The organism is Microcystis panniformis FACHB-1757, assembly GCF_001264245.1.
Lineage (GTDB): Bacteria > Cyanobacteriota > Cyanobacteriia > Cyanobacteriales > Microcystaceae > Microcystis > Microcystis panniformis.
In genome coordinates, this window is record NZ_CP011339.1 from 2,627,596 (window position 1) to 2,647,425 (window position 19,830).

Consider the following 19,830-nt stretch of genomic DNA (forward strand, 5'->3'; position numbering starts at 1 on the left):
TAAATCGGTCATAATGTCAAGCTATAGGACTAAATTAATTCTTGAAAGTGCTTCGCTTTAGCAGAGATTTTTAACATTTTTTCTGGTTGATCGTGAATCTCACTTTTTTGAGAAAGTTTACGGCTGCTCATGCTTGTTTTAGAAATACTGATATTTTTAATACTAACAAAGCGATATTGATAGTCCTGAAGAAAATCGGGTTGATTCCAAAATAAGCGTCCGATTTCACGACAATAGGAGACAAAGCATTCGGCTCCTTTTAATTGTTTAATTATCGATGGATTAGAATCTCCGCTTTTCTTCATTTCCAAACAAAGGATAACTTTTTCAGTAGGGGTATTAGCGATAATTATAAAATCTGCACGCTTACACTCACCTTTACTACCAGTAAAAATTTTGCGGACATCAAAAAACTCATCTAGCTTGATCACAATAACTCGATCGGGTTCAGGCATTCCACTAATCACAAACGAATAGTTATCTTGATTTTCTGTCAGTTTCAGTAAATAAATATCTCGTTTGTACTCTTTTTTATATTCCAACTCTACTATCGCACACTTGCTAATCATTTCTTTGAGTATAGCAATATCAGACATTACTCCTCACCCCAAATAATAGCCGTTTGAATACGATTCATATTTTCGATAGTAGTATCAAAACTGCGTGCTTCGATACCCATTTCGTGATCAATTTTAGCGGGGTTTAAAGTGTGAAATTTAGTTTTTCTTTTTTGTCCTTTTAACATCTTTAAAGCTTTTTCAGCAATATAGACTTTAACTTGATTAGCCGATAATAATTCCTCTTGTCTATAGCCTTCTTCTGCGGCAATTTGTTTCAGGTGTGGTTTATCATGGTTAAGCATAATTAATGTGTTTATTTCTTTGATAATATAATCACTGTGAGTAGTGATAAAAACTTTAATACCAATGTTGATCAGTCGAGCGAAAAGTTTAGCGATACGGCGTTGATTTTCTGGATGGAGATTTAATTCAGGTTCATCTACTATCAACAAATCTCCGATTCGAGCTTCGTGTCTTAAATAAAAGCCAATGTCTAAAAGAGAACGTACAGCACTAGAACTTTCATCCATCGATAGTCTAAGTTTTTTTCCTTTAGGAATGTAATAAAGTTCATCATTGCTAGTAATCATATATTGACCACCAATAATATCGGCAAAATCTTCTAAAATACTGGGATGATTTTCGGCGATAAAGCTATTTTTTTTGACAATTGTTTCTATTTGTCTAGTAAAATCTACATTTTTTTTGACTGGTAGCGCATAATCCTGAGAAACATTAAATAACAGTTCTCTAGGATTAAAATTGCTATTTTTACTAATTTCTTCCAGTAAACGATTACGAGCAAAATTTAACTCTTTGCGAAAAATTGCCGCTCCTGTCCTTTCTGCACTAGCAATAAATGGCCTGGGAAAAAACTGAGAGAAAATTATATCTTGGATGCTGTCGTAAATGATATCCTCAAGAAAATGCACTGGCAGATTTATTTTTTCTGTTTCTGTTAATAATGTAATGGATAAATAAGGCTCATCTTCAGGTTTGCTAATCGAGATAATTTCCCATGTTGCTGTACTAATTTTCCTTTCATACTTATTTTGAAATTGAATATTGTCAAAATTTAATTCTATCTGAAAATCAACATTTTTAAACCTCTCCTCGTTGGCAGCAAAAACTTCAGGTATTTGTCGAATATATCTTTGACAACCTGTAGTAAGAATAATCTCACACTGTTGAACATACTCCTGTAGATCGAGACTAATTACACCATCAGAAAGTAGTTGATTAATTTTTTCTTTGAGTCCAAATGTTGGCCAAGTTAATAGTCTTCGCCAAGTGTCTAAAAAACCGAATAAAGCGTAGGTAGCATAAGTTTTACCTGTATTATTACCACCACAGATAATTGTGAAGTCGCCTAGACTGAATTCTGCTTGTTTTAAAATGCCAAGATTTTTAATTTTAACTTTCATATTTGTCTTTCGGTTTAATATTCACGATTATAGATAATTGTGGGTCATTTGATCAAGTCCCAAACTATACATTCAACTTTGGTTATCAAGGTTACTTACAGAAATTATAACCTTTCCAAGGCTTTTCTCTCTTTTTCAGTCACTTCTCGCCATTGACCGGGTTGTAATCCTGTTAAGCATAATTTATTGTTTTTGTCAATAGTAATGGCTGTTCTAATTAATCTTAAAGTCGGATAACCAACGGCTGCCGTCATCCGTCTTACCTGACGATTTCTTCCCTCAGTTAAGGTAATTTCTAACCAAGCGGTGGGGACAGATTTTCGATAACGAATCGGTGGCTCTCTGGGGGGTAAATCCGGTTCAAAATCTAGTAAATTAACTATTGCTGGTCGAGTGCGATAATCCTGAATATGAAGACCTTGACGCAATTTTTCTAAAGCGTTTAGGTCTGGAATTCTTTCGACTTGTACCCAATAGGTGCGCGGATGTGCAAATTGACGATGACCCAAACGATGCTGTAATTGACCGTTATCTGTGAGTAATAATAATCCCTCACTGTCCCTATCTAAACGACCGACAGAATAGATATTGGGGATGGGAATATAATCTTTTAAAGTCGAGCGACCATTTTCATCAGTAAACTGACATAATACATCGTAGGGTTTATAAAAAAGGATATATTTATTCAAGGGAAAAAGGAGTCAGGAGATAGGAGTCAGGAGTCAGGAGATAAGTAGTCGTGTAAAATAAATTTCCTAGAAGATAGGCAAAAGGCAAAAGGCAAAAGGCAAGAGGTAGTTAGATATGTTTAATTAATTTTGCTTGGGTACTTAACTCATAACTGATAACTGATTACTGACCACTGATAACTGATAACTGATAACTGATAACTGATAACTGATAACTGATAACTGATAACTGATTACTGATAACTGATTACTGATTACTGATTACTGATCACTGATTCAATCCCGTTGATGGGAGAATTGATAAGCGCCGACAATCGAGAGAAGAAGAGCGACGATTAATAAAATAGGGATAGCGAACCAAGGAAATTGATTGATATCGTAGGCTGCGGCTCTTAATCCTAGACTAGCATAGGTGAGGGGCAAGGCATAAACAATAATTTTTAATGCCCAGGGTAAGGTTTTGGGATCGAAAAAAGTTGCTCCTAAAAAAGACATCGGCACGATTAAAAAGTTATTATAGAGACTGGCACTTTCGAGGGATTGAACTCGCAATCCGACAATTGCCCCTAAACTGGCAAAGACGGCACAATTTAAGATTAAAATTAATAAAAAGAGGGGATTGAGAAAACTGGCAAATTTTCCTGTAAATAAGATAGCGATGAGAATCACTGATGCAGAAGTCATTACACCGCGCAAAATTCCCGCAAAAACTTTGCCTAAAAATAATGAGAGGGGATGGACGGGAAGTAATAATAATTCCTCGAAGGTTTTACTAAATAAGCGATCGCCACAGATGGAAAAGGTGGTTCCCCCGAAACTGATCGCCATTGAGGACAGGGCCACCATTCCGGGTAAAATAAATTCTAGATAAGAATCGCCGAGTGAGGGTTTCATCGAGCGATCGAGGGCGCTTCCCAACCCCAACCCGAAACCGATAATATAGATTAGGGGAGAAACTAAACCTGTGGCGGCGATCTGAAGGACTCTCGCCCGTAAATCTAGCCATTCTCCCCAAAATACGGTTAAAGTGTCTGTTAATATCGTCTGAGCTTGAGCTAGTTTCACTGGTATTTTGGTTAATTAGTAAATATACTTTTAATAATAATTAATAATTGTCCCCTTTTTCAAGAGTGGCTCATCCCAGTTTAGTAAAATGTAGGGTGCGTTAGACGGTGACAATCTCTGCTTAAACTTGAATCTAACAATCCGTCGTAACGCACCACACCTATCATTAATTTAATTTGGTGCGTTACTACTACTACTTACTTATGATAAAATGCCTTCAAAGACAGGTAAGGGAAAACTTGCAATTATTCACCCGCTAAAATAACTGATAGCCGAGATGAAACCCTGTTACTGCATTAATCCCGATTGTTCTCAACCGGAGCATCCGAGTAATAATAACTCGAATACTCGTTACTGTCAAAGTTGCGGCTCTCAATTGTTGTTAAATGGTCAATATAGGGTGAGTCGGTTATTGAGTGATACGACCGGTTTTGGGGTTGTTTATGAGGCTTTTGAGGGTTTTACAGCCAAAATACTCAAGGTATTACAAGAAAAATGGAACAATGAACCGAAAGCAGTGGAATTATTTAAACGGGAATATGACGTTTTATTAGAGTTGAGTCGTCAAAATGTCACCGGTGTTCCTCGCGCAGATGCCTATTTTCAATATTCCACGAGGGAAGGGAAAATATTACACTGTTTAGTTATGGAAAAAGTGGAGGGGATTAATTTAGAACAGTGGCTAAAGCAGTATGATATTTTAAGTCAAAAACGAGCCTTAAAATGGCTGAGAGAAATTACTTTAATTCTCGATAAAATTCATCAACAGAATTGGCTGCATCGAGATATTAAACCTCCTAATATCATGTTGCGTAATAGTGGCGAGTTGGTGTTAATTGATTTTGGCACAGCAAGGGAAGAAACCCAAACCTATCATCAAAAGGTCAAAGGTCAACAAGTAACAGGTATTACCTCAGCCGGATATACACCCAATGAACAACAACATAGCCAAGCGGTGATTCAATCAGATTTTTATGCTTTAGGACGAACTTTTGTGCATTTATTAACCGGAAAACATCCTTTAGAAATTTATGATGCGGTTAATGATGTTTTAGCTTGGCGAGAAGAAACGGAAAATATTCACCCGTTATTGTTGGATTTTATTGACGAGTTAATGGGAAGATTGCCAAAGAATAGACCAGCTAATACTAGGGTTATTTTACAACGTTTAGATCAGATTGAAAGGCAATTAAAGTTACCTCCTACAACTCCTAATAGACCATCTCCACCACCAAATCCGCCTCCTATTGTAACTCAAAAACAATCGCCAGTTATTCCTAAGATTAATTCTTCTCCGCCAGTTTCACCTGTAGCTGTACCCCAAAAAACACCAGGACAACCGATTAAAAAGAATAAGCTGAGAAATAGAATGATAGCTCTTGGTGGAGTTTTGTTATTAGGAGTAGGAATAACGCAAGCTTATGGTTATTTTAAAAGTCAGGAAATAAACTCACCACAAGAAAAAAAATTTTCAGAACATAGTTTTCCCGATAAAACCCTCACTGGTCATTCTGACGAGGTTTTTTCAGTAGCATATAGTCCCGATGGCCGCTATTTAGCTAGTGGGAGTATTGACCAAACTATCAAAATTTGGGAGGTAGCAACCGGAAAAGAATTGCGTACCCTTACTGGTCATTCTGGCGGGGTTTTTTTAGTAGCATATAGTCCCGATGGCCGCTATTTAGCTAGTGGGAGTATTGACCAAACTATCAAAATTTGGGAGGTAGCAACCGGAAAAGAATTGCGTACCCTTACTGTTTATTCTTACCTTTACGGGGCTGATGTAGTATATAGTCCCGATGGCCGCTATTTAGCTAGTCGTAGTGATGACAAAACTATCAAAATTTGGGAGGTAGCGACAGGAAAAGAATTGCGTACCCTTACCGGTCATTCTGGTCCAGTTTTATCAGTGGTATATAGTCCCGATGGCCGCTATTTAGCTAGTGGGGGTGGGCTTCGTGACAATACTATCAAAATTTGGCAGGTAGCAACCGGAAAAGTATTGCGTACCCTTACTGGTCATTCTGACTGGGTTTTGTCAGTGGTATATAGTCCCGATGGCCGCTATTTAGCTAGTGGGAGTCGCCAAACTATCAAAATTTGGCAGGTAGCAACCGGAAAAGTATTGCGTACCCTTACTGGTCATTCTGACTGGGTTTGGTCAGTGGTATATAGTCCCGATGGCCGCTATTTAGCTAGTGGGAGTTACCAAACTATCAAAATTTGGGAGGTAGCAACGGGAAAAGAATTGCGTACCCTTACTGGTCATTCTGACTCGGTTAACTCAGTAGTATATAGTCCCGATGGCCGCTATTTAGCTAGTGGGAGTGGTGACAAAACTATCAAAATTTGGCGAGTGGGACAGTAAACTTGTGTTGGGGGTGACAGCAATAACTTTTGTCTATCGAAAATGAGCGACACTTGCGGGAAACCCAACTGCACCGATGTCTTTAAAAATATTGGGTTTTGGCTCAAATTATTGAATCGAGCAGTTTTCTCCTAAATAGGGTATGCGGCAAAAAGTAGGGGCGAAGCATTCGGATAGAAAATCTGGCGTTGTCATATCAGAATAGGAAAGATGCTCCGGTGCTGATTCGGAGCATCTTTCAATTTGACAACGCCGATTGTAGGGCTAATTCATGAATTAGCCCTACGCCGATTTTAGGGCTAATTCCACTGCTAAATCGAGCGACTCTTGTTCCCCACTTAAGCCCAACTATCGGCACTATTCGTTCATTAAACACTAATTGTCAAGATGCAGGGTAATCTTTCCTATCAAAGTAATTTCCGTTCCGGTGCTGATTGGGAGCATCTTTCAATTTGACAACGCCGAAAATCTACAGTTTCACCGATAGGTTATTGTCCGAATGCTTCGCCCCTACAGGACGTGGGCCGATGAAGACGCAAGATTTTGAATGACGATTCTCTCACAATCTTGCATCTGTTTTGCAAGAAAAGCCACAAAATTTCTACGTTGCTTACATCTCACATTTATTCAGCAAACCCTATATAATGTGTATATTAACAATCTACTATACACAACTAGGAATAGGATGATGACTAACATTATCATTGATGACCAACTCATGGCTGATGCTCTTAAAGCTACTGGTTTAAAGACTAAACAAGAAGTTGTTGAATTGGGTCTTAAGACTTTGATTCGGCTCAAACAACAGGAGAAAATTAAAGCCTTTAAAGGTAAGCTTAAATGGGAAGGAAACCTTGAGGAAATGAGGCACAATCAATGATTCTTACGATGTCGTTAAAGAATGTTGGGTTTTAGCTCAAATTTTTGAATCGAGCAGTTTTCTCCTAAGCATTAAAGCGCTCAACCCAACCGACAAGCTAGAGGGGATCGTATCTACATCAACAAACTATAATCTACATGAAAGAAATGTCCTAATAATTTCGCCTGTTCTTGGGTAATTGACCCTTTTCCTTCAATTAAACTAGAGGCAATTTTGTCAGAGCCAAGGATTCTGGCTATGTCTTTCTTATTAACGCCTTGCTGTTCCATCAAAAACAATAACATAGAATGAGGTGTGGTTGATTCTTGTAGATAAAAGCTTTTTTCAAAATTCCCAATTAAAAAAATTAGAAGCTCATAAAGTTCATCTTCTTCGGGAGTTCGCTGCTGACTGTGCATTAATTCTTCCACAATAGCCAAAGCTTTTTCATTTTCTGCCTCTGTTTTAATAACTTTAGGTAAATGGCGAGCTAGTAATTCTTTGTATTTTTCTGGATTAAAAGTAAGGGTCATCGGTGTCAAGGAGATACATTTCAGGATTCGGATGCTTCCTCGGCTAAAGGTTTTAGAGACTGGCGGTACTCTTGACCAAACTGCATTGCCTCTTCGTAAGCCGGATCGTCAGCAAAAGTGCCGACAATTTTTTCCCACCAGGGAGTTTCGCTGACAGTAGGTAGCAAACGCTTAAGCAGTGCTACTTCAGCTTCTAAAGTTGCTAGTCTTATCTCTAGATCAGTGCTTAACATGGTTGATATATCCTCCCATTCTGCTCTTGCTCAAAGGTTAGCTCTAAAACAAAATTTGTTTCAACGCCAGAAGCCATAGGATGAACTGATGAAACGTTTTCCATCGGTAATTCAGTTGCTTGTCATCGTCAGTTATTGACACTCCCGTCCGCTACTTTATAGTTAGTTCCTATATTAACTGGTTAAACCGTGTTTTAGGGCAAAACGTACCAATTCCGTGCGACTATTAGTACCAGTCTTGCTAAATAAGCGACTGACGTATTTTTCTACGTTTCTGACGCTGGTTTCTAGACGACTGGCAATTTCTTTATTCATCAATCCCTCCGCTACTAAATCTAAAACGCTTTGTTCCCGGGGGTAAGGTCAATTTTAATCGGGGGGGGAGTAGTAGTAAAAGTGTTCTGTTGTCCCACCTGCTGTTTTAATTCCCGGATATCTCGGGCAATTTCTTCTAATCTAGCGTTTTCGCTGGTGGCTTGCAAGGATTGACGACGGCGCTCGATTAAAGACTTGATTAATGCTTCTAATTCTTCGGGATCGAAAGGTTTGGATAGATAAGCATCACAACCGGCATTATAACCCTGAATGCGATCGCTCGTCATCCCCCTAGCAGTGAGAAAAACCACGGGAATTGTCTGAAAACGAGCATCTTCGCGCAATTTCTTGAGAAACTGATAGCCATCCACCTGCGGCATCATAATATCGGAGATGACTAATTCCGGAATTTCTTGATTGAGTAAATCCCAGGCTTCGTTAGCATTACTAGCAGTTCTTACCTCGAATTCATCCCCGTACTGTAGATATGCTTGCACAGATTCACGAACCCCCGGTTCGTCATCCACTAACAAAACTTTCGCAGGTGTGTCCATCAATTTCTCGCAGCGATCGAATATTGTCCGAATCCTATCTTATCAGCTATCAGGAGCCGGTCGTCAGTAGTCAGGAGATAGGAGTCAGTAGTCAGGAGATAGGAGTCAGGAGATTCCCACACCCCACACCCGACACCCGACACCCCACACCCCACTCCCCAGATCATCCTCAAGATAGTGACGGTGAGTTAAACTAGCAGATAGAACTAAAAAGTTACAAAAATCACACAATGATTTTACAATCCTTTCACCATTCTTAACAAATCCCGTGACCATTCTCTGCTGGCTTGATCGCATTAGTGCTTCTGATCGCCCCCTGGTGGGGGAAAAAGCTTTTATTGCCAGTGAATTACATCAGCGAGGATACCCAATTATCAGGGGATTTGCCATTTTTAACCGCATTTTTGCGGAATTTTTGGAAACTATCGACCATGGTGACTCGTTTCTGACGGATTTTCCCCAATCTTCCCTCTATTTAGACGTAGATAACGCCAAAGCTCTGCAATTAGTTGCGCGCGAGAGTCGGCGCGCCGTTTTACAAGCGCAAATTCCTCCTCTCTGGTTAGAAGAACTAGAGGCGGCCGTGGCACAATTATCCATGGATACCCTAGTATGGCGCTTTTCCCTACCAGCTAATCTGGCTCGGCGAACGCTCGGTTTATTTTCCGCCCCAATCAGTGGAATTAAAGCAGATAATCTAGAAAATGCCCTAAAACAAGCTTGGGCGGAGTTATTCACCGCCAGAAGTCTATTTTATTGGCGAAAAATGGGAATTGGTTTAGAAAACATTCAATTATCTTTACTGGTACAAGCGTTATTACCGGCCAATTGTGCGGGAAATGTGTTGATTAATGAGGATAACTGGGAAATTCAGGCGGTTTGGGGATTAGGACACAGTTTAGTTAATGGAGAAGTGGCACCGGATACCTATATTATCGATCGCTCTGGTCAATTACGCAGTCGGCAATTAGGCAATAAATCCCGCGCTTATTATCTCAATAGTGACAGTAATCTGCTCGCGCCACAATTATTAGCACCCAGTTTACAGGAAAGCTACTGTTTAGATAATTTCGCCCTCGATCGCCTTTGTCAACTGGTTCAATCTCTACTGGCGGAAAAACCCAGCTTAACCAGCATAGAATGGCTGATGATGCTAGATGGTCAAATTTATATTCTCAACTGTCACAGTCAGGAAATCACCCCCACTACCTCCCATTATCCCTTAAGAGGATTAGGGGCATCCCCAGGGTTGGCATCGGGAGTGGCAAAAGTGATCAGCAATTTCGACTCCCCAGAGGCAAATTTTCAGGATTGCATTTTGGTTACTACTAATTTACCTCCGAAAAAACTGCCCCATTTACGCCAAATTCGAGCAATGATCACGGAACAGGGGGGATTAACTAGCCATGGAGCCATCTTAGCCCGGGAATTAGCCATTCCAGCCGTTGTCGGGGTGAAAAATGCCACGGAAATTATCCGCTCAGGCGAGATAATTTTAGTAGATGGTACGAGGGGAATTATTTCTCTAGCATCTCAGGAACAGATTTCCTTACCCCCTCCACTCCCCAGAGAAACCGACGGGACGGCAATTGCTACCCGTTTGATGGTTAATCTCAGTCAAACTGAAAGTATTGCCAGAATCCAAGAACTGCCTATTGATGGGATCGGTTTATTGCGCTCAGAATGGATGATTTTAGACTTACTTTCTCAGCGTAATCTAGAAGAATGGTTAACGCCAGAGCATCAAGAAGCATTGATCGAGAGATTAAGTGATTTAATCGCACAATTTGCCCTTAGTATCCAACCTAAGCCTTTATTTTACCGTTCTTTTGATGCTCAACATTCGGCTCAAGACAGTCGGGGAACCCATGGTTATATATTAGATCCGACTCTATTCGATCTGGAATTGCAAGCTTTACGACGGGTACAAACCACCAGCGCCACCAATATTAATTTACTGCTTCCCTTTGTCCGCGGGGTTGAGGAATTTATTTTTTGCCGGCAACGGGTACAATCGGCTTTACTCACTCAAGTCCCTTCTTTCCAATTGGGGATAATGGTGGAAGTACCGGGGGTAATCTTTCAATTGAGGGATTATGTGCAAGCAGGGGTACAGTTAATCGCTATTGGTACTAATGATTTAACTCAATTACTTTTAGGTAGCGATCGAGAACATTTCTCAGAATATTTTAATGCCCGTCATCCCGCAGTCAGGGCAGCTTTAAAACAAATTATCACTCAAGCAAAAGTTTTACAGATTCCCTGTTCCGTTTGCGGCATGGCTATCGTCCAGTATCCTGAAATTATCGATGATCTGATTGCTTGGGGCGTGACTTCTCTTTCGGTGGATACAGAAGCAGTTTTAGCCACTAGAGAGGCAATTGTTCGCGCCGAAAGAAGATTTTTATTGGAAAATAGCAGATAACCTCGGCAAAAGGAGCGTTAGGGGTTGGCTGTTGGGGAAGATGTTAGGTAGGGTTTGCGGCAAAAAGTTTGTTGGTGGGGTTAGGAGTCGGTAGCTGGTCGTCGGGAGATAGGGATTTAGGGGTTTAGGGAAATTTCAGCCAAATGCTCCACTTCCCCACTTCCCCACTTCCCCACTTCCCCACTTCCCCACCACCTCACTACCCCATTTCCCCACTTCCCCACTCCCCACTTCATAAGCCATACTTTGTGCTTTTTGTCAAAAAAACTTTTTTTTTGCAATAAAACTACACAAAAAAAAGATCATCGTTGTGGGTGAAATTGACTCATTTACCTGTCTTAATTGGGATTACCTTCTAGGTGTGGCAAGGGTTTCAACCGTTGCTGCCCAAAAAAGCATAAAATACCCCATTATGAAATTCTATCAAATCGCTGTAACCGGCATAACATCGTTGTTAAATAAAAATCTTTCTCAATTAATTCTTAAGAATTTGTAAATATTGCGAAATGTTAATTTAAATATTCTCAAGTTATTGGAGTCAATAAATAATTTTTGCTTATCTTTGTCGGAAAATAGAACTTCTGCAAAAATCCAACATCTACCATTGGGTTAGGAGTCTCCGAGTCAGGAGTCAGGAGTCACAAGTCAGGAGTCAGGAGATTATTTTATTTATTCTCCCCACACCCCACACCCTACACCCTACACCCTACACCCCACACCCCACACCCTGTCCCCTAATGCCTAGAGAATTTCAATAATTCCTTGACTGCCATCGAGACGAATTAATTGACCATCTTTTAACAATTTCATGGCATTATGCACATCCATAACCGCGGGAATTCCGTATTCTCTGGCAATGATAGCACCATGGGATAATTGTCCCCCCACCTCGGCAATAATTCCCACAGCCTGGGATAATAAAGGGGACCATCCTGAGTCAGTATAGGGAATAACGAGAATAGTATTAGGGGCAATTTCTAGATTTTGTAGGGTTGGCATAATTTTGATTCGTCCCTCCACTGTCCCCCCACTAGCGGCAATTCCCTGTAAGCGTTTTTTTGCAGTTAAATTTGAAACTAAAAATTCTCTTTTCGGTGGTTGTCCATAAACGATATAGGGAATATCGGTTAATTGAGAGTTTTCTTGGAATTGTTGACGACGCTGACGGATAATCTGGTTAAGATTGGCGATTTTATTATTCTGACCCAACTGGGTAACTTCTGAGTAATTTAGATAAAATATATCTCCCGTCTCCGATAATATTTGCTGCTGTAACCAGAGGGTTTCCAAAGCGAGAAAATGCCAGCGTAGGTGAGCTAAAAGACGGGAGTAAATTTCAGTTACCTGGTTTTTGATATTTAATCTTTTTTGGACATTGTGGGAAGATTTGACTTTTTTATGGCTATTATTGCCCGGAATATCTAAGGGTAGTTGTAGCAGATATGGGGGATTTTCTCGCCATCTCGGTATGGAAATATCAGTCCCCACTTCGCTTAAATAACCGTAGGTTTCTAACCAGAGGGAAAAAGCTGAGTCAAAATCTCGATCGATCGTATTTTTTCTCAGTTCAGATAGCGATCGCATTGAGGCTATTTCTGGTGCTTGGGAGTTATCCAATTTCTCAAAAGGTACTCGGGAAATACTGCGACGCAAGGCGAAGCTAAGAGGAGCAAGAATACTATAATAGGTAGCTTTTTTTAAGACGGTTAAAATCTCCTCAATTTGCTCTAAAATCTCCCCTGAAGATAAAGCTTCTAGGGAAGTAGCGTTAATTTTTTCGAGCGTCGGAATAAAATAGGTTTTTTGATCTTGGCTAAAGTCTTTTTCTAACTGTAATTCCCGTCCTAAAAGTTTTAATAAACCGGGGGAATTAGCCAGGGTTGCCGTTAAAGGTGGTTTGGTAAACTTTGCCCCTTTGGTCAGAAATTCTAAGCTTTCTGGAGGTAATCCCATGCGCTGGAAAATGGTTCCTAATAAAGAAGCATTAAAATAGGCTCTTTGATAGTGTAAAGTGGCTGTTTCATTGAAGTCCAAATCGAGAGTTTTTTTGTCTAAAACTAACTGGAAAATATCTCCCCAAACTCCACAGGTTAAAGGACGATTAATTGACCAAGGCAAAGGACGAATCACCCCGGGGATAACTTCAGCCGCGATTTTTCTTGTCCAAATTGGCTGTAAATTAGTGATAGGACGGCACTGTAATAACCATAATTTTTGTCCGTCATGAGTCCATTCTATATCTTGGGGAATGCCATGATCAAGGGTTTCTAATTGCCGACAAAGATTAGCTACCTGTTGAATAATAGCTGGGGGAATATCTCCCGCTCCGATGATGATATTTTCTTCTAAATTAACTCGATAACTTTCGGGGGTGATTCTTCCCGATACAACTCTGGTGGCATCTCCGGGTAAAGCTTCAATAACTACATCTAAACTGAGAGGATTAATCGGATCGCGACTGAAGGCAACTCCCGAAAAAACTCCTCGAATTTGTTCTTGGATTAACACAGCCATGGCCGTGTTTTCTTGACCTCGATCGAGTCGATAATTAACAGCATTAGGACTATTATAGGAGGTTTGGCAACTTAAAATCGCCGCCGCTAAATTTTCTTGATCGATGACGTTAAGAATTGTAGTATATTGTCCCGCAGATGAAGCGGTTTCACTATCTTCTCCAATAGCGGAAGAGCGCACGACTAAGGGATGATTAATATCAGGATGAAGAGATTCTATTAACGGTTGTGGATCATCCCCTGGGGGTAAAATCCAACCCCTAGGAATGGGATAACCGGCACGCTTAAGATCGGCTAAAGTGGCGGCTTTTTGTCCCACTTTTGAAGCTACCAGATTGTCATCAAGGGTTTGGATCGATCGATCTCCACGAAAAAAACGAAACATAGTTTTTGATTCATTGTTAACACTTGCTTCGGGTAAGTCTAAATCGTCGGCTATTTTTTGAAAAATTGCCCCTAATAAACAGGCTAAAGCAATGGCAGTTATAATATAACCTGAATCGTGGGGACGGCGCAAGGTGAGAATTAAAGCTAATAAAAATAATCCTACCAATCTACCCGTAGATTTTTCTCGAAAAATAGTAAAGCTAATCCCACTAATGATTGAGGTGAGAAAAACAGCGACAAAATCGTGAACGATTAATCCCCAGAAAACATTAGTAGTTCCCGCACCTTTTCCTAACCAATAGCGCCCCATGACTAAGGCAATTAAAGCTAATAATTCCCAAGTGGAGCCGGTGGGAAAAAATAAACGGGTTAGGAAAATAACGATAATTCCCTTGGCTGCTTCCGAAATTACCGCCAAAATTCCTACCAATTTACCCCCATGGTAAAAAGCGGCAGTTACACCGATATTACCAGTACCTAATTGGGATAATTTACGTCCAGTTACGAGATAATTTATCCAATCGATCAGAGGCAGTCCACCGATTATGGGACAGACTAAAAAAATAAATAGGGATCCCAAAATTTCTCTCATTTAAAATGCGTCTTAGTTTACGATCTTGTCTTAGTAACGACCTTGATAACATGAACACGAAAGCGATAATATAAATTGAGCTTAATGGCTTAAAACCCAAGCAGATGGAGCAAATAAAGGCAATAATTGCGGATTTTAAGCGGCAAAATCAACCACTCAAACTGAAGAAAAAAACGAAAAGAGTAAGGTGGACGATGCACACCCTACAGACTTAAGAAAATCTGATTGACAGTGAGATTTAATTCCGTGAAAGTCTGGGAGATCAGGATATCTCTGTCTCGAAATTGCCGAATTTGATATTCTTCCTCAACTAAGCGACAAACAGAGATGGTCGGTTGTTTAGGAGTGCCGAGAAAATTACGCCCACCCAAGGCTGCATAATCGACAATCCAATATTCAGGAATACCCATTTCTTCATAATCAGCAAATTTTAAGTAGTAATCATCACGCCAGTTAGTCGATACCACTTCAATGATCAGAGGGATAGATGCACCATCCCTAAGGATTGATTCTTTTTTCCATAATTTTTCCTGAGCGAGCTTGGTTCGATTTAGCACTAATACATCAGGAAAATAACCAGAATTTTTACCAGCAGGTCTGACAATCGCTTGGTTAGGAATTAAATAAGGAAGCCCTAGTCTATCAATTATTCCACTGAGTTTAACAGTTAAAAATCCTTTGATTTCCTCGTGTTCTCCTGCGGGTTGTGCCATTTCAATAATATTTCCCTTGTGTAGCTCATAACGCACTCCCGAATTTTCAGGCAGCCAAAGGACGAATTCCTCGAAATTAACAGTTTTAGGTAAAGTTTGGCTCATAGCTGGCAAAATAGCATTCTCTCTCTACTAACTTCCTTAGCTCTATTTTACCTTAAATGCAAGGTGGGCATTGCCCACCCTACAAACTCTCTACATAATCTGCGATCGCACTATCGCTGCCAAAAACGATGAGGACGAAACCAAAAATATAATTGGTAACGACGGCGAGGTTCATAAAAGGAGTCAGTTGCCAGTTAGTTTTTAGATCTCCATTTGGCAATATTACACCCTCATAAAATTCTTTACCACCGGAGCCGCCTAGTAAGTTTATGATCGGGTCTCCTTGATTAACGCTGAATGTTACAGCCCCTCCTGATGATGAAGACGATGTCGGCGGCTTAGATGTGTAGTTATAGCGCTTTTCACGTTACTGAGGTATCGACAAGTTTTGCCAACAAAGGGTTTAAGCCCCTTGCCCATGGCTCATTCTGATGAAAAATGCTATGATTGCTTTGAGCGCATAGAAGAGACGAGTGCTAATATTAGGAACAACAGCTTCGGAAATTTCCGCTCCTCCTGGATAATAGATATAGCTATCGGAAATTTCCAATCCCTCTGGATAATTTGTCGGGGGAACGGCGAACGTAGTGATTTCCCTGGCAAGGGCTTCGGAAATTTCTGATTCTCCTGGATAATAGATATAGCTATCGGAAATTTCCAATCCCTCTGGATAATAGGTATAGGTAAATGTGGTATATTTTGAGTTATCAGAAAATGCCGGGGGACGTAATTGCGGAACTTCTCCACCCACTACCGCAGCCCCAGAGCAATCTTCAAGGGGCATATATTGTTTAGCCATCGAAATCTCCTTAGTAATCGATAACGGAAAAAAGTGAGAGATTTAACTGGAATTACACTGATGGACAAAATTAACAAATCAACTCTGCTGTAACTCATACTACTCAGTCCTCTATGCTAAGATGATCCAAAAAACGCAAGTTTTTAAATTGATGGGCAAAAAAAATTTTGATTTTACTCAATAACCAAATAGTTATATATAGATGTTTATTTTTGACAGTAAAACCGATATTTTAATTAATTCTCAGGAATTAACCTTTAAAAGTGAATATTTTTGTGACTTTTCTCGCTATTTTCAGAATCGAGAATTTGTCAACGGAGATGCTTTACAACTCAGTGGTGATCATTTTGAAGGGTATCTTTCAAAGATCATCATCGATGAAGTGATGTTAGAATTATCGCAACGTAATTGTTTAATAAATGTTGTGGGAGTAGTCCATTCTAAAATGTGGGTTTTTGCGATTCCTATTCAGGTGAATTCCGTCTTCTTCCAAAATTTGTACTCAGTAGAAAATAACTATCTTGGGATTGTCCCCCCTAAATCAGAAATTTCCATTTTTCAACATCCCTTTTCCAATCGTTTTCAGCTTTACGTTCATGATAATTATCTGCAACAATTGTGCCAAAATTTAGAGCTACCAGAAGCGAAAAAGTTTTTAAATTCTTCCGCTTCTTCTGTTGTGATTTGCCCATCGGAAAAAATTCGTCATCTCCAACAATCTTGTCATCAACTTTATCGAATGCTATTTAAGGCTCTTCGTTACTTGTTATGGTTCGATAGGGGGCATAAATCGACTAAATCCTTATCTGGCAAGAGACTTAATTGATTAGTTCGCTCTAGATCAAAAATAATTGACAAAAATCGCTAAATGCCTTTCTATATAAGGGTTACATCCCTTATAACCCCCGTCCATTGCATAACACAAACCGAAGAGCCCTATTTAATTTAGATCGTCAACAAATATCTGGGCAAAGAAAAGCATTAAGATTAAATTTTTTCAAGCAAAAATTAAAAGAAGAAATTGTCAAAGATTTTCTTTTGACTTTAGCAGTAACCAAAGATATTAAAACTCCTAAAAACACTATCAGACGCACCTCTATTCTCAAAAAAGCAGAAGAAATGATGAGAAAAAATCTGCGTTCTGATCTGACTATTCCAGCGATTTGTCAAGAATTAAAAGTAAGTCAACGCACCTTAGAATATATATTTAAAGACTTCTATCAAATGTCTCCTTACAATTATTTTAAATTGCTTCGTCTTAATGCTTTACATCAATCTCTTAACCAAAATAATCAGACAAAATTAATTTATGAAATTGCTGAAGAATTAGGTTTTTTTCACCGAGGATATCTGGCCTCTGATTATAAAAAACTGTTTGGTTACTTCCCCTCTGAAACCTAAAAAAATAGTAGGGGTAGGAATTAGGATTATTTTTTCTTTGAGGACTAAATTCCTAACTCCTGTTTCAATTCATCGGCTCTCCCGGACTTGTTTGATAGGGGCGTATATTGTACGCCCTTTCTTCGATCTCATAACCTCAAGAGAGCCATTAATAATTAGCCCCATCGAGATTAATTTACTTAGGGCTTGCTGAATAAATCTAAAAACCTTGTTGGATAAGGCTTTTAGACTTTTTTGACCTCAAAAAGTGCCGACCATTGGAGGGATCGGGGGTAAAATTCAGGTACTTTTTCCCTGAAAATTAGGTAACTGACTACCTCAAAATCGGTAAAACCCTACACCCCACACCCCACACCCCACACCCTGCCCCCACCAACAAACTTTTTCAGCAGACCCTACTTAATTCCCACTAAAAAAGTTGTACCGATCGCCATAATTGCCAATCCGATGAACTTACTAATTAGAGTCGCTTGCTTGGCTAATTTTTCCTTAATGACACTGCCAAGGAAAAAAGCACCAGATGCGATCGCTAATTGGATCACGGTAAAACCGATTAAATAGGCAACTAAAGCGGCAACTCGCGCCCCGATAATTGATTCTCCGTAGGCATAACCGTGGAAAATTCCCGCAATCATTGCCAGAGTTGCCAGAGCGATCGTATAGAGATTAGAATGAGTTTGTAACCCTTTTTTCAGGGTTAAAACCACGCCAAAAATTACCACAGAAAGGGCAACAATCCCTTCAGGAAAAAGTAAATTTATTCCCTGTAAATGAATACCTGTGCCGATTAAAGTGGCAATCGCAAAAGCGAGCGGAATTAATAAACCCTGTTCCATCCCCACAGCAATTAAACCACTAGCCACCACAAAAGCTAAATGATCTAAACCGATAATTGGGTGAGCTAAACCCGATAAAAATCCGTTCCAAAAATTATCGGGAGTTTGCCCTGCCATGGCATGATGGGCAAGGGTTTTGCTGGCAAAAATTAACAGGAAGAGAGGGACAATAGTTAATATCTTTGTCCAGCTTTGACGAAAAATTATCTTCATTGATTACCTCAAAATTATGATTCGGAAACCCGCGCAACAATCGCCCGATGTCGGGGACTGGTGGGGTAATGATCGGTGCTTGAAACCCCGCTTCAACTAATGCCTGTTCGATATCGAGAGTAAAATATTGATCGAGATAGGGTTCGGTACTCTTGAGTAAGGTGAGGACATAAGGGGGCATTTTTCGATAAATTTCCGAGCGCGGATTCATATCCATCAGCGTCAAATAACCCCCCGATCGCAATAAACGACGCGCTTCGGCGAAAATTTCTCTAGTAGCCTGTTGGGGTAGTTCGTGGAACATTAAAAACGAAGATACCAGATCGTAGGACTGACTGGGTAATTGAGTTTTTTCCGCAGCTGCGTGTTGCCATTGAATCGTCTTTTGTTTTTGTTGAGCTTGGTATTGGGCAACGGCTAAATAGTAGGGAGAGAGATCTAACCCAGTTACCTTGGCTTGGGGATAAGTATCTTGCAGCGCAAAGCTACTCATGCCGACACTACAGCCTAAATCGACAATATCGTTAATTTCTGCCTTGATTTGCTCCTTCAATATCCGGTGATATTCCCGCCGCAATCGCGGATCGCCGTCCATCCCCGCCCCGGGCCAGATGGTAGAATGGACAGCATAGGCGGCAGATTCTACCTCAAAGGCTGGCAACCAGTCTAAATTGCCCTTTTCGTAAGCGTGGAAAGAACAAACGTAGTATTCGGGATAGACGAGATCGGGATTTTCTACCGCTTGCAGTTCCCGACTCCAATCCCGTTGTTGCCATTGTTTGACGGTTTCCCGCCAAGGTACGCCTAGTTTTTCGGCTCTTTTAATCATCATATTGCGGGCCTGATAGCGAGCGATGTCAAAAAGCGGTTTTATGCCGAGAATACGGTTAACTAGACCAGAAACAGGATTAAAGGAGGCCGGAACGGGTGTAACTGTCATAGAAAAGCTTCGATCGTAAATTTTCCCTTTTTTATCTTATAACAGTGATCAGTCATCAGTAATCAGTAATCAGTAATCAGTAATCAGTGAAAAGACAGCATTGTTACGGCCATTTAATACTGCTGAGTTAATACCACTCACTTAAAACCCAAATTTTCGATAACTGTTTACTGACAACAGCAAAAAGCTCCCTAACCCCCATCTTGCCAATTTTTAAGTAGGTAGGTGTTGAAAACTTTCAGATGCCCCCCTTATTAAGGGGGATTAAGGGGGGATCGGCACCCCCCTTATTAAGGGGGGATTAAG

At 40.1% G+C, this 19,830-nt stretch carries 15 protein-coding genes and 4 pseudogenes; 6 read left to right on the forward strand and 13 right to left on the reverse strand.

What is annotated here, in order from left to right:
• Positions 1-29: 29 nt before the first annotated feature.
• The 4 genes from VL20_RS12690 to VL20_RS12705 form a co-directional block, all read right to left on the reverse strand.
• Positions 30-596 (reverse strand): hypothetical protein, encoded by a 567-nt coding sequence (locus tag VL20_RS12690; protein WP_052276704.1) that lies wholly within the window; start codon positions 594-596, stop codon positions 30-32.
• Positions 596-1,984, reverse strand: a complete 1,389-nt coding sequence (locus VL20_RS12695; protein ID WP_052276705.1) for an AAA family ATPase — start codon at positions 1,982-1,984, stop codon at positions 596-598. Before VL20_RS12695 ends, VL20_RS12690 begins: the two co-directional genes overlap by 1 nt.
• Positions 1,985-2,088: 104 nt before the next feature.
• Positions 2,089-2,673, reverse strand: coding sequence for a pseudouridine synthase (locus VL20_RS12700; protein WP_052276706.1), 585 nt, complete (start codon positions 2,671-2,673; stop codon positions 2,089-2,091).
• 276 nt (positions 2,674-2,949) lie between these two features.
• A complete protein-coding gene (locus VL20_RS12705; RefSeq protein ID WP_002765070.1) occupies positions 2,950-3,738 on the reverse strand; it encodes an ABC transporter permease in 789 nt (262 codons plus the stop codon).
• Between the two features lie 277 nt (positions 3,739-4,015).
• On the opposite strand from VL20_RS12705, the gene VL20_RS12710 reads away from it, so the two are divergent.
• On the forward strand, positions 4,016-6,106 hold the full coding sequence (locus tag VL20_RS12710) for a serine/threonine-protein kinase (RefSeq protein ID WP_052276707.1): 2,091 nt from the start codon (positions 4,016-4,018) through the stop codon (positions 6,104-6,106).
• A 685-nt stretch (positions 6,107-6,791) separates the two neighbouring features.
• A complete protein-coding gene (locus tag VL20_RS12715) occupies positions 6,792-6,986 on the forward strand; it encodes a type II toxin-antitoxin system VapB family antitoxin (protein ID WP_002752171.1) in 195 nt (64 codons plus the stop codon).
• Between the two features lie 113 nt (positions 6,987-7,099).
• Here VL20_RS12715 and VL20_RS12720 read toward each other — a convergent pair whose 3' ends face one another.
• The 3 genes and pseudogenes from VL20_RS12720 to VL20_RS12730 all read right to left on the reverse strand — a co-directional run bounded on the left by VL20_RS12720 (position 7,100) and on the right by VL20_RS12730 (position 8,600).
• Positions 7,100-7,498, reverse strand: a complete 399-nt coding sequence (locus VL20_RS12720) for a helix-turn-helix domain-containing protein (protein WP_052276708.1) — start codon at positions 7,496-7,498, stop codon at positions 7,100-7,102.
• A gap of 20 nt (positions 7,499-7,518) precedes the next feature.
• Positions 7,519-7,731 carry a hypothetical protein gene (locus tag VL20_RS12725; RefSeq protein ID WP_002757840.1) on the reverse strand — a complete coding sequence of 71 codons (213 nt, stop codon included), beginning with the start codon at positions 7,729-7,731 and terminating at the stop codon, positions 7,519-7,521.
• Between the two features lie 174 nt (positions 7,732-7,905).
• Positions 7,906-8,600, reverse strand: a pseudogene (locus VL20_RS12730) (response regulator transcription factor).
• On the opposite strand from VL20_RS12730, the gene VL20_RS28485 reads away from it, so the two are divergent.
• Complete coding sequence (locus tag VL20_RS28485) at positions 8,591-8,797, forward strand: hypothetical protein (protein WP_128575207.1); 207 nt, start codon at positions 8,591-8,593, stop codon at positions 8,795-8,797. The pseudogene VL20_RS12730 and the gene VL20_RS28485 overlap by 10 nt on opposite strands.
• 71 nt (positions 8,798-8,868) lie before the next feature.
• Positions 8,869-11,025: a putative PEP-binding protein gene (locus tag VL20_RS12735; protein WP_052276709.1), complete on the forward strand. Its 2,157-nt coding sequence runs from the start codon at positions 8,869-8,871 to the stop codon at positions 11,023-11,025.
• Positions 11,026-11,766: 741 nt separating this feature from the next.
• Here VL20_RS12735 and VL20_RS12740 read toward each other — a convergent pair.
• The 4 genes from VL20_RS12740 to VL20_RS12750 form a co-directional block, all read right to left on the reverse strand.
• A complete protein-coding gene (locus VL20_RS12740) occupies positions 11,767-14,517 on the reverse strand; it encodes a glycerol-3-phosphate acyltransferase (RefSeq protein ID WP_052276710.1) in 2,751 nt (916 codons plus the stop codon).
• A 203-nt stretch (positions 14,518-14,720) separates the two neighbouring features.
• Positions 14,721-15,335, reverse strand: coding sequence for a Uma2 family endonuclease (locus VL20_RS12745; protein WP_002757834.1), 615 nt, complete (start codon positions 15,333-15,335; stop codon positions 14,721-14,723).
• 79 nt (positions 15,336-15,414) lie between these two features.
• The gene (locus VL20_RS31735; RefSeq protein ID WP_002757832.1) at positions 15,415-15,555 is read right to left on the reverse strand and encodes a hypothetical protein; all 141 of its coding nucleotides are present in this window, start codon (positions 15,553-15,555) and stop codon (positions 15,415-15,417) included.
• 183 nt (positions 15,556-15,738) lie between these two features.
• Complete coding sequence (locus tag VL20_RS12750) at positions 15,739-16,134, reverse strand: hypothetical protein (RefSeq protein WP_052276711.1); 396 nt, start codon at positions 16,132-16,134, stop codon at positions 15,739-15,741.
• Positions 16,135-16,336: 202 nt separating this feature from the next.
• Here VL20_RS12750 and VL20_RS12755 point away from each other — a divergent pair.
• Positions 16,337-16,876, forward strand: a pseudogene (locus VL20_RS12755) (helix-turn-helix domain-containing protein); the annotation flags it as partial.
• Positions 16,877-17,070: 194 nt separating this feature from the next.
• A pseudogene (locus VL20_RS12760) lies at positions 17,071-17,535 on the forward strand (helix-turn-helix transcriptional regulator); the annotation flags it as partial.
• Between the two features lie 395 nt (positions 17,536-17,930).
• Here VL20_RS12760 and VL20_RS12765 read toward each other — a convergent pair.
• Positions 17,931-18,584 (reverse strand): HupE/UreJ family protein, encoded by a 654-nt coding sequence (locus VL20_RS12765; RefSeq protein ID WP_002757827.1) that lies wholly within the window; start codon positions 18,582-18,584, stop codon positions 17,931-17,933.
• Positions 18,585-18,598: 14 nt separating this feature from the next.
• Positions 18,599-19,524 (reverse strand): annotated as a pseudogene (locus tag VL20_RS12770) (methyltransferase domain-containing protein).
• Between the last annotated feature and the right edge of the window lie 306 nt (positions 19,525-19,830).

Excerpts from the sequence above, each read along its gene's own strand:
- VL20_RS12725 (WP_002757840.1), bottom strand. The coding sequence starts at position 7,731 with ATGTTAAGCACTGATCTAGAGATAAGACTAGCAACTTTAGAAGCTGAA.
- VL20_RS12745 (WP_002757834.1), bottom strand. The coding sequence starts at position 15,335 with ATGAGCCAAACTTTACCTAAAACTGTTAATTTCGAGGAATTCGTCCTT.
- VL20_RS12765 (WP_002757827.1), bottom strand. The coding sequence starts at position 18,584 with ATGAAGATAATTTTTCGTCAAAGCTGGACAAAGATATTAACTATTGTC.
- VL20_RS12715 (WP_002752171.1), top strand. The coding sequence starts at position 6,792 with ATGATGACTAACATTATCATTGATGACCAACTCATGGCTGATGCTCTT.
- VL20_RS12695 (WP_052276705.1), bottom strand. The coding sequence starts at position 1,984 with ATGAAAGTTAAAATTAAAAATCTTGGCATTTTAAAACAAGCAGAATTC.
- VL20_RS12740 (WP_052276710.1), bottom strand. The coding sequence starts at position 14,517 with ATGAGAGAAATTTTGGGATCCCTATTTATTTTTTTAGTCTGTCCCATA.
- VL20_RS12710 (WP_052276707.1), top strand. The coding sequence starts at position 4,016 with ATGAAACCCTGTTACTGCATTAATCCCGATTGTTCTCAACCGGAGCAT.
- VL20_RS12720 (WP_052276708.1), bottom strand. The coding sequence starts at position 7,498 with ATGACCCTTACTTTTAATCCAGAAAAATACAAAGAATTACTAGCTCGC.
- VL20_RS12750 (WP_052276711.1), bottom strand. The coding sequence starts at position 16,134 with ATGGCTAAACAATATATGCCCCTTGAAGATTGCTCTGGGGCTGCGGTA.
- VL20_RS12690 (WP_052276704.1), bottom strand. The coding sequence starts at position 596 with ATGTCTGATATTGCTATACTCAAAGAAATGATTAGCAAGTGTGCGATA.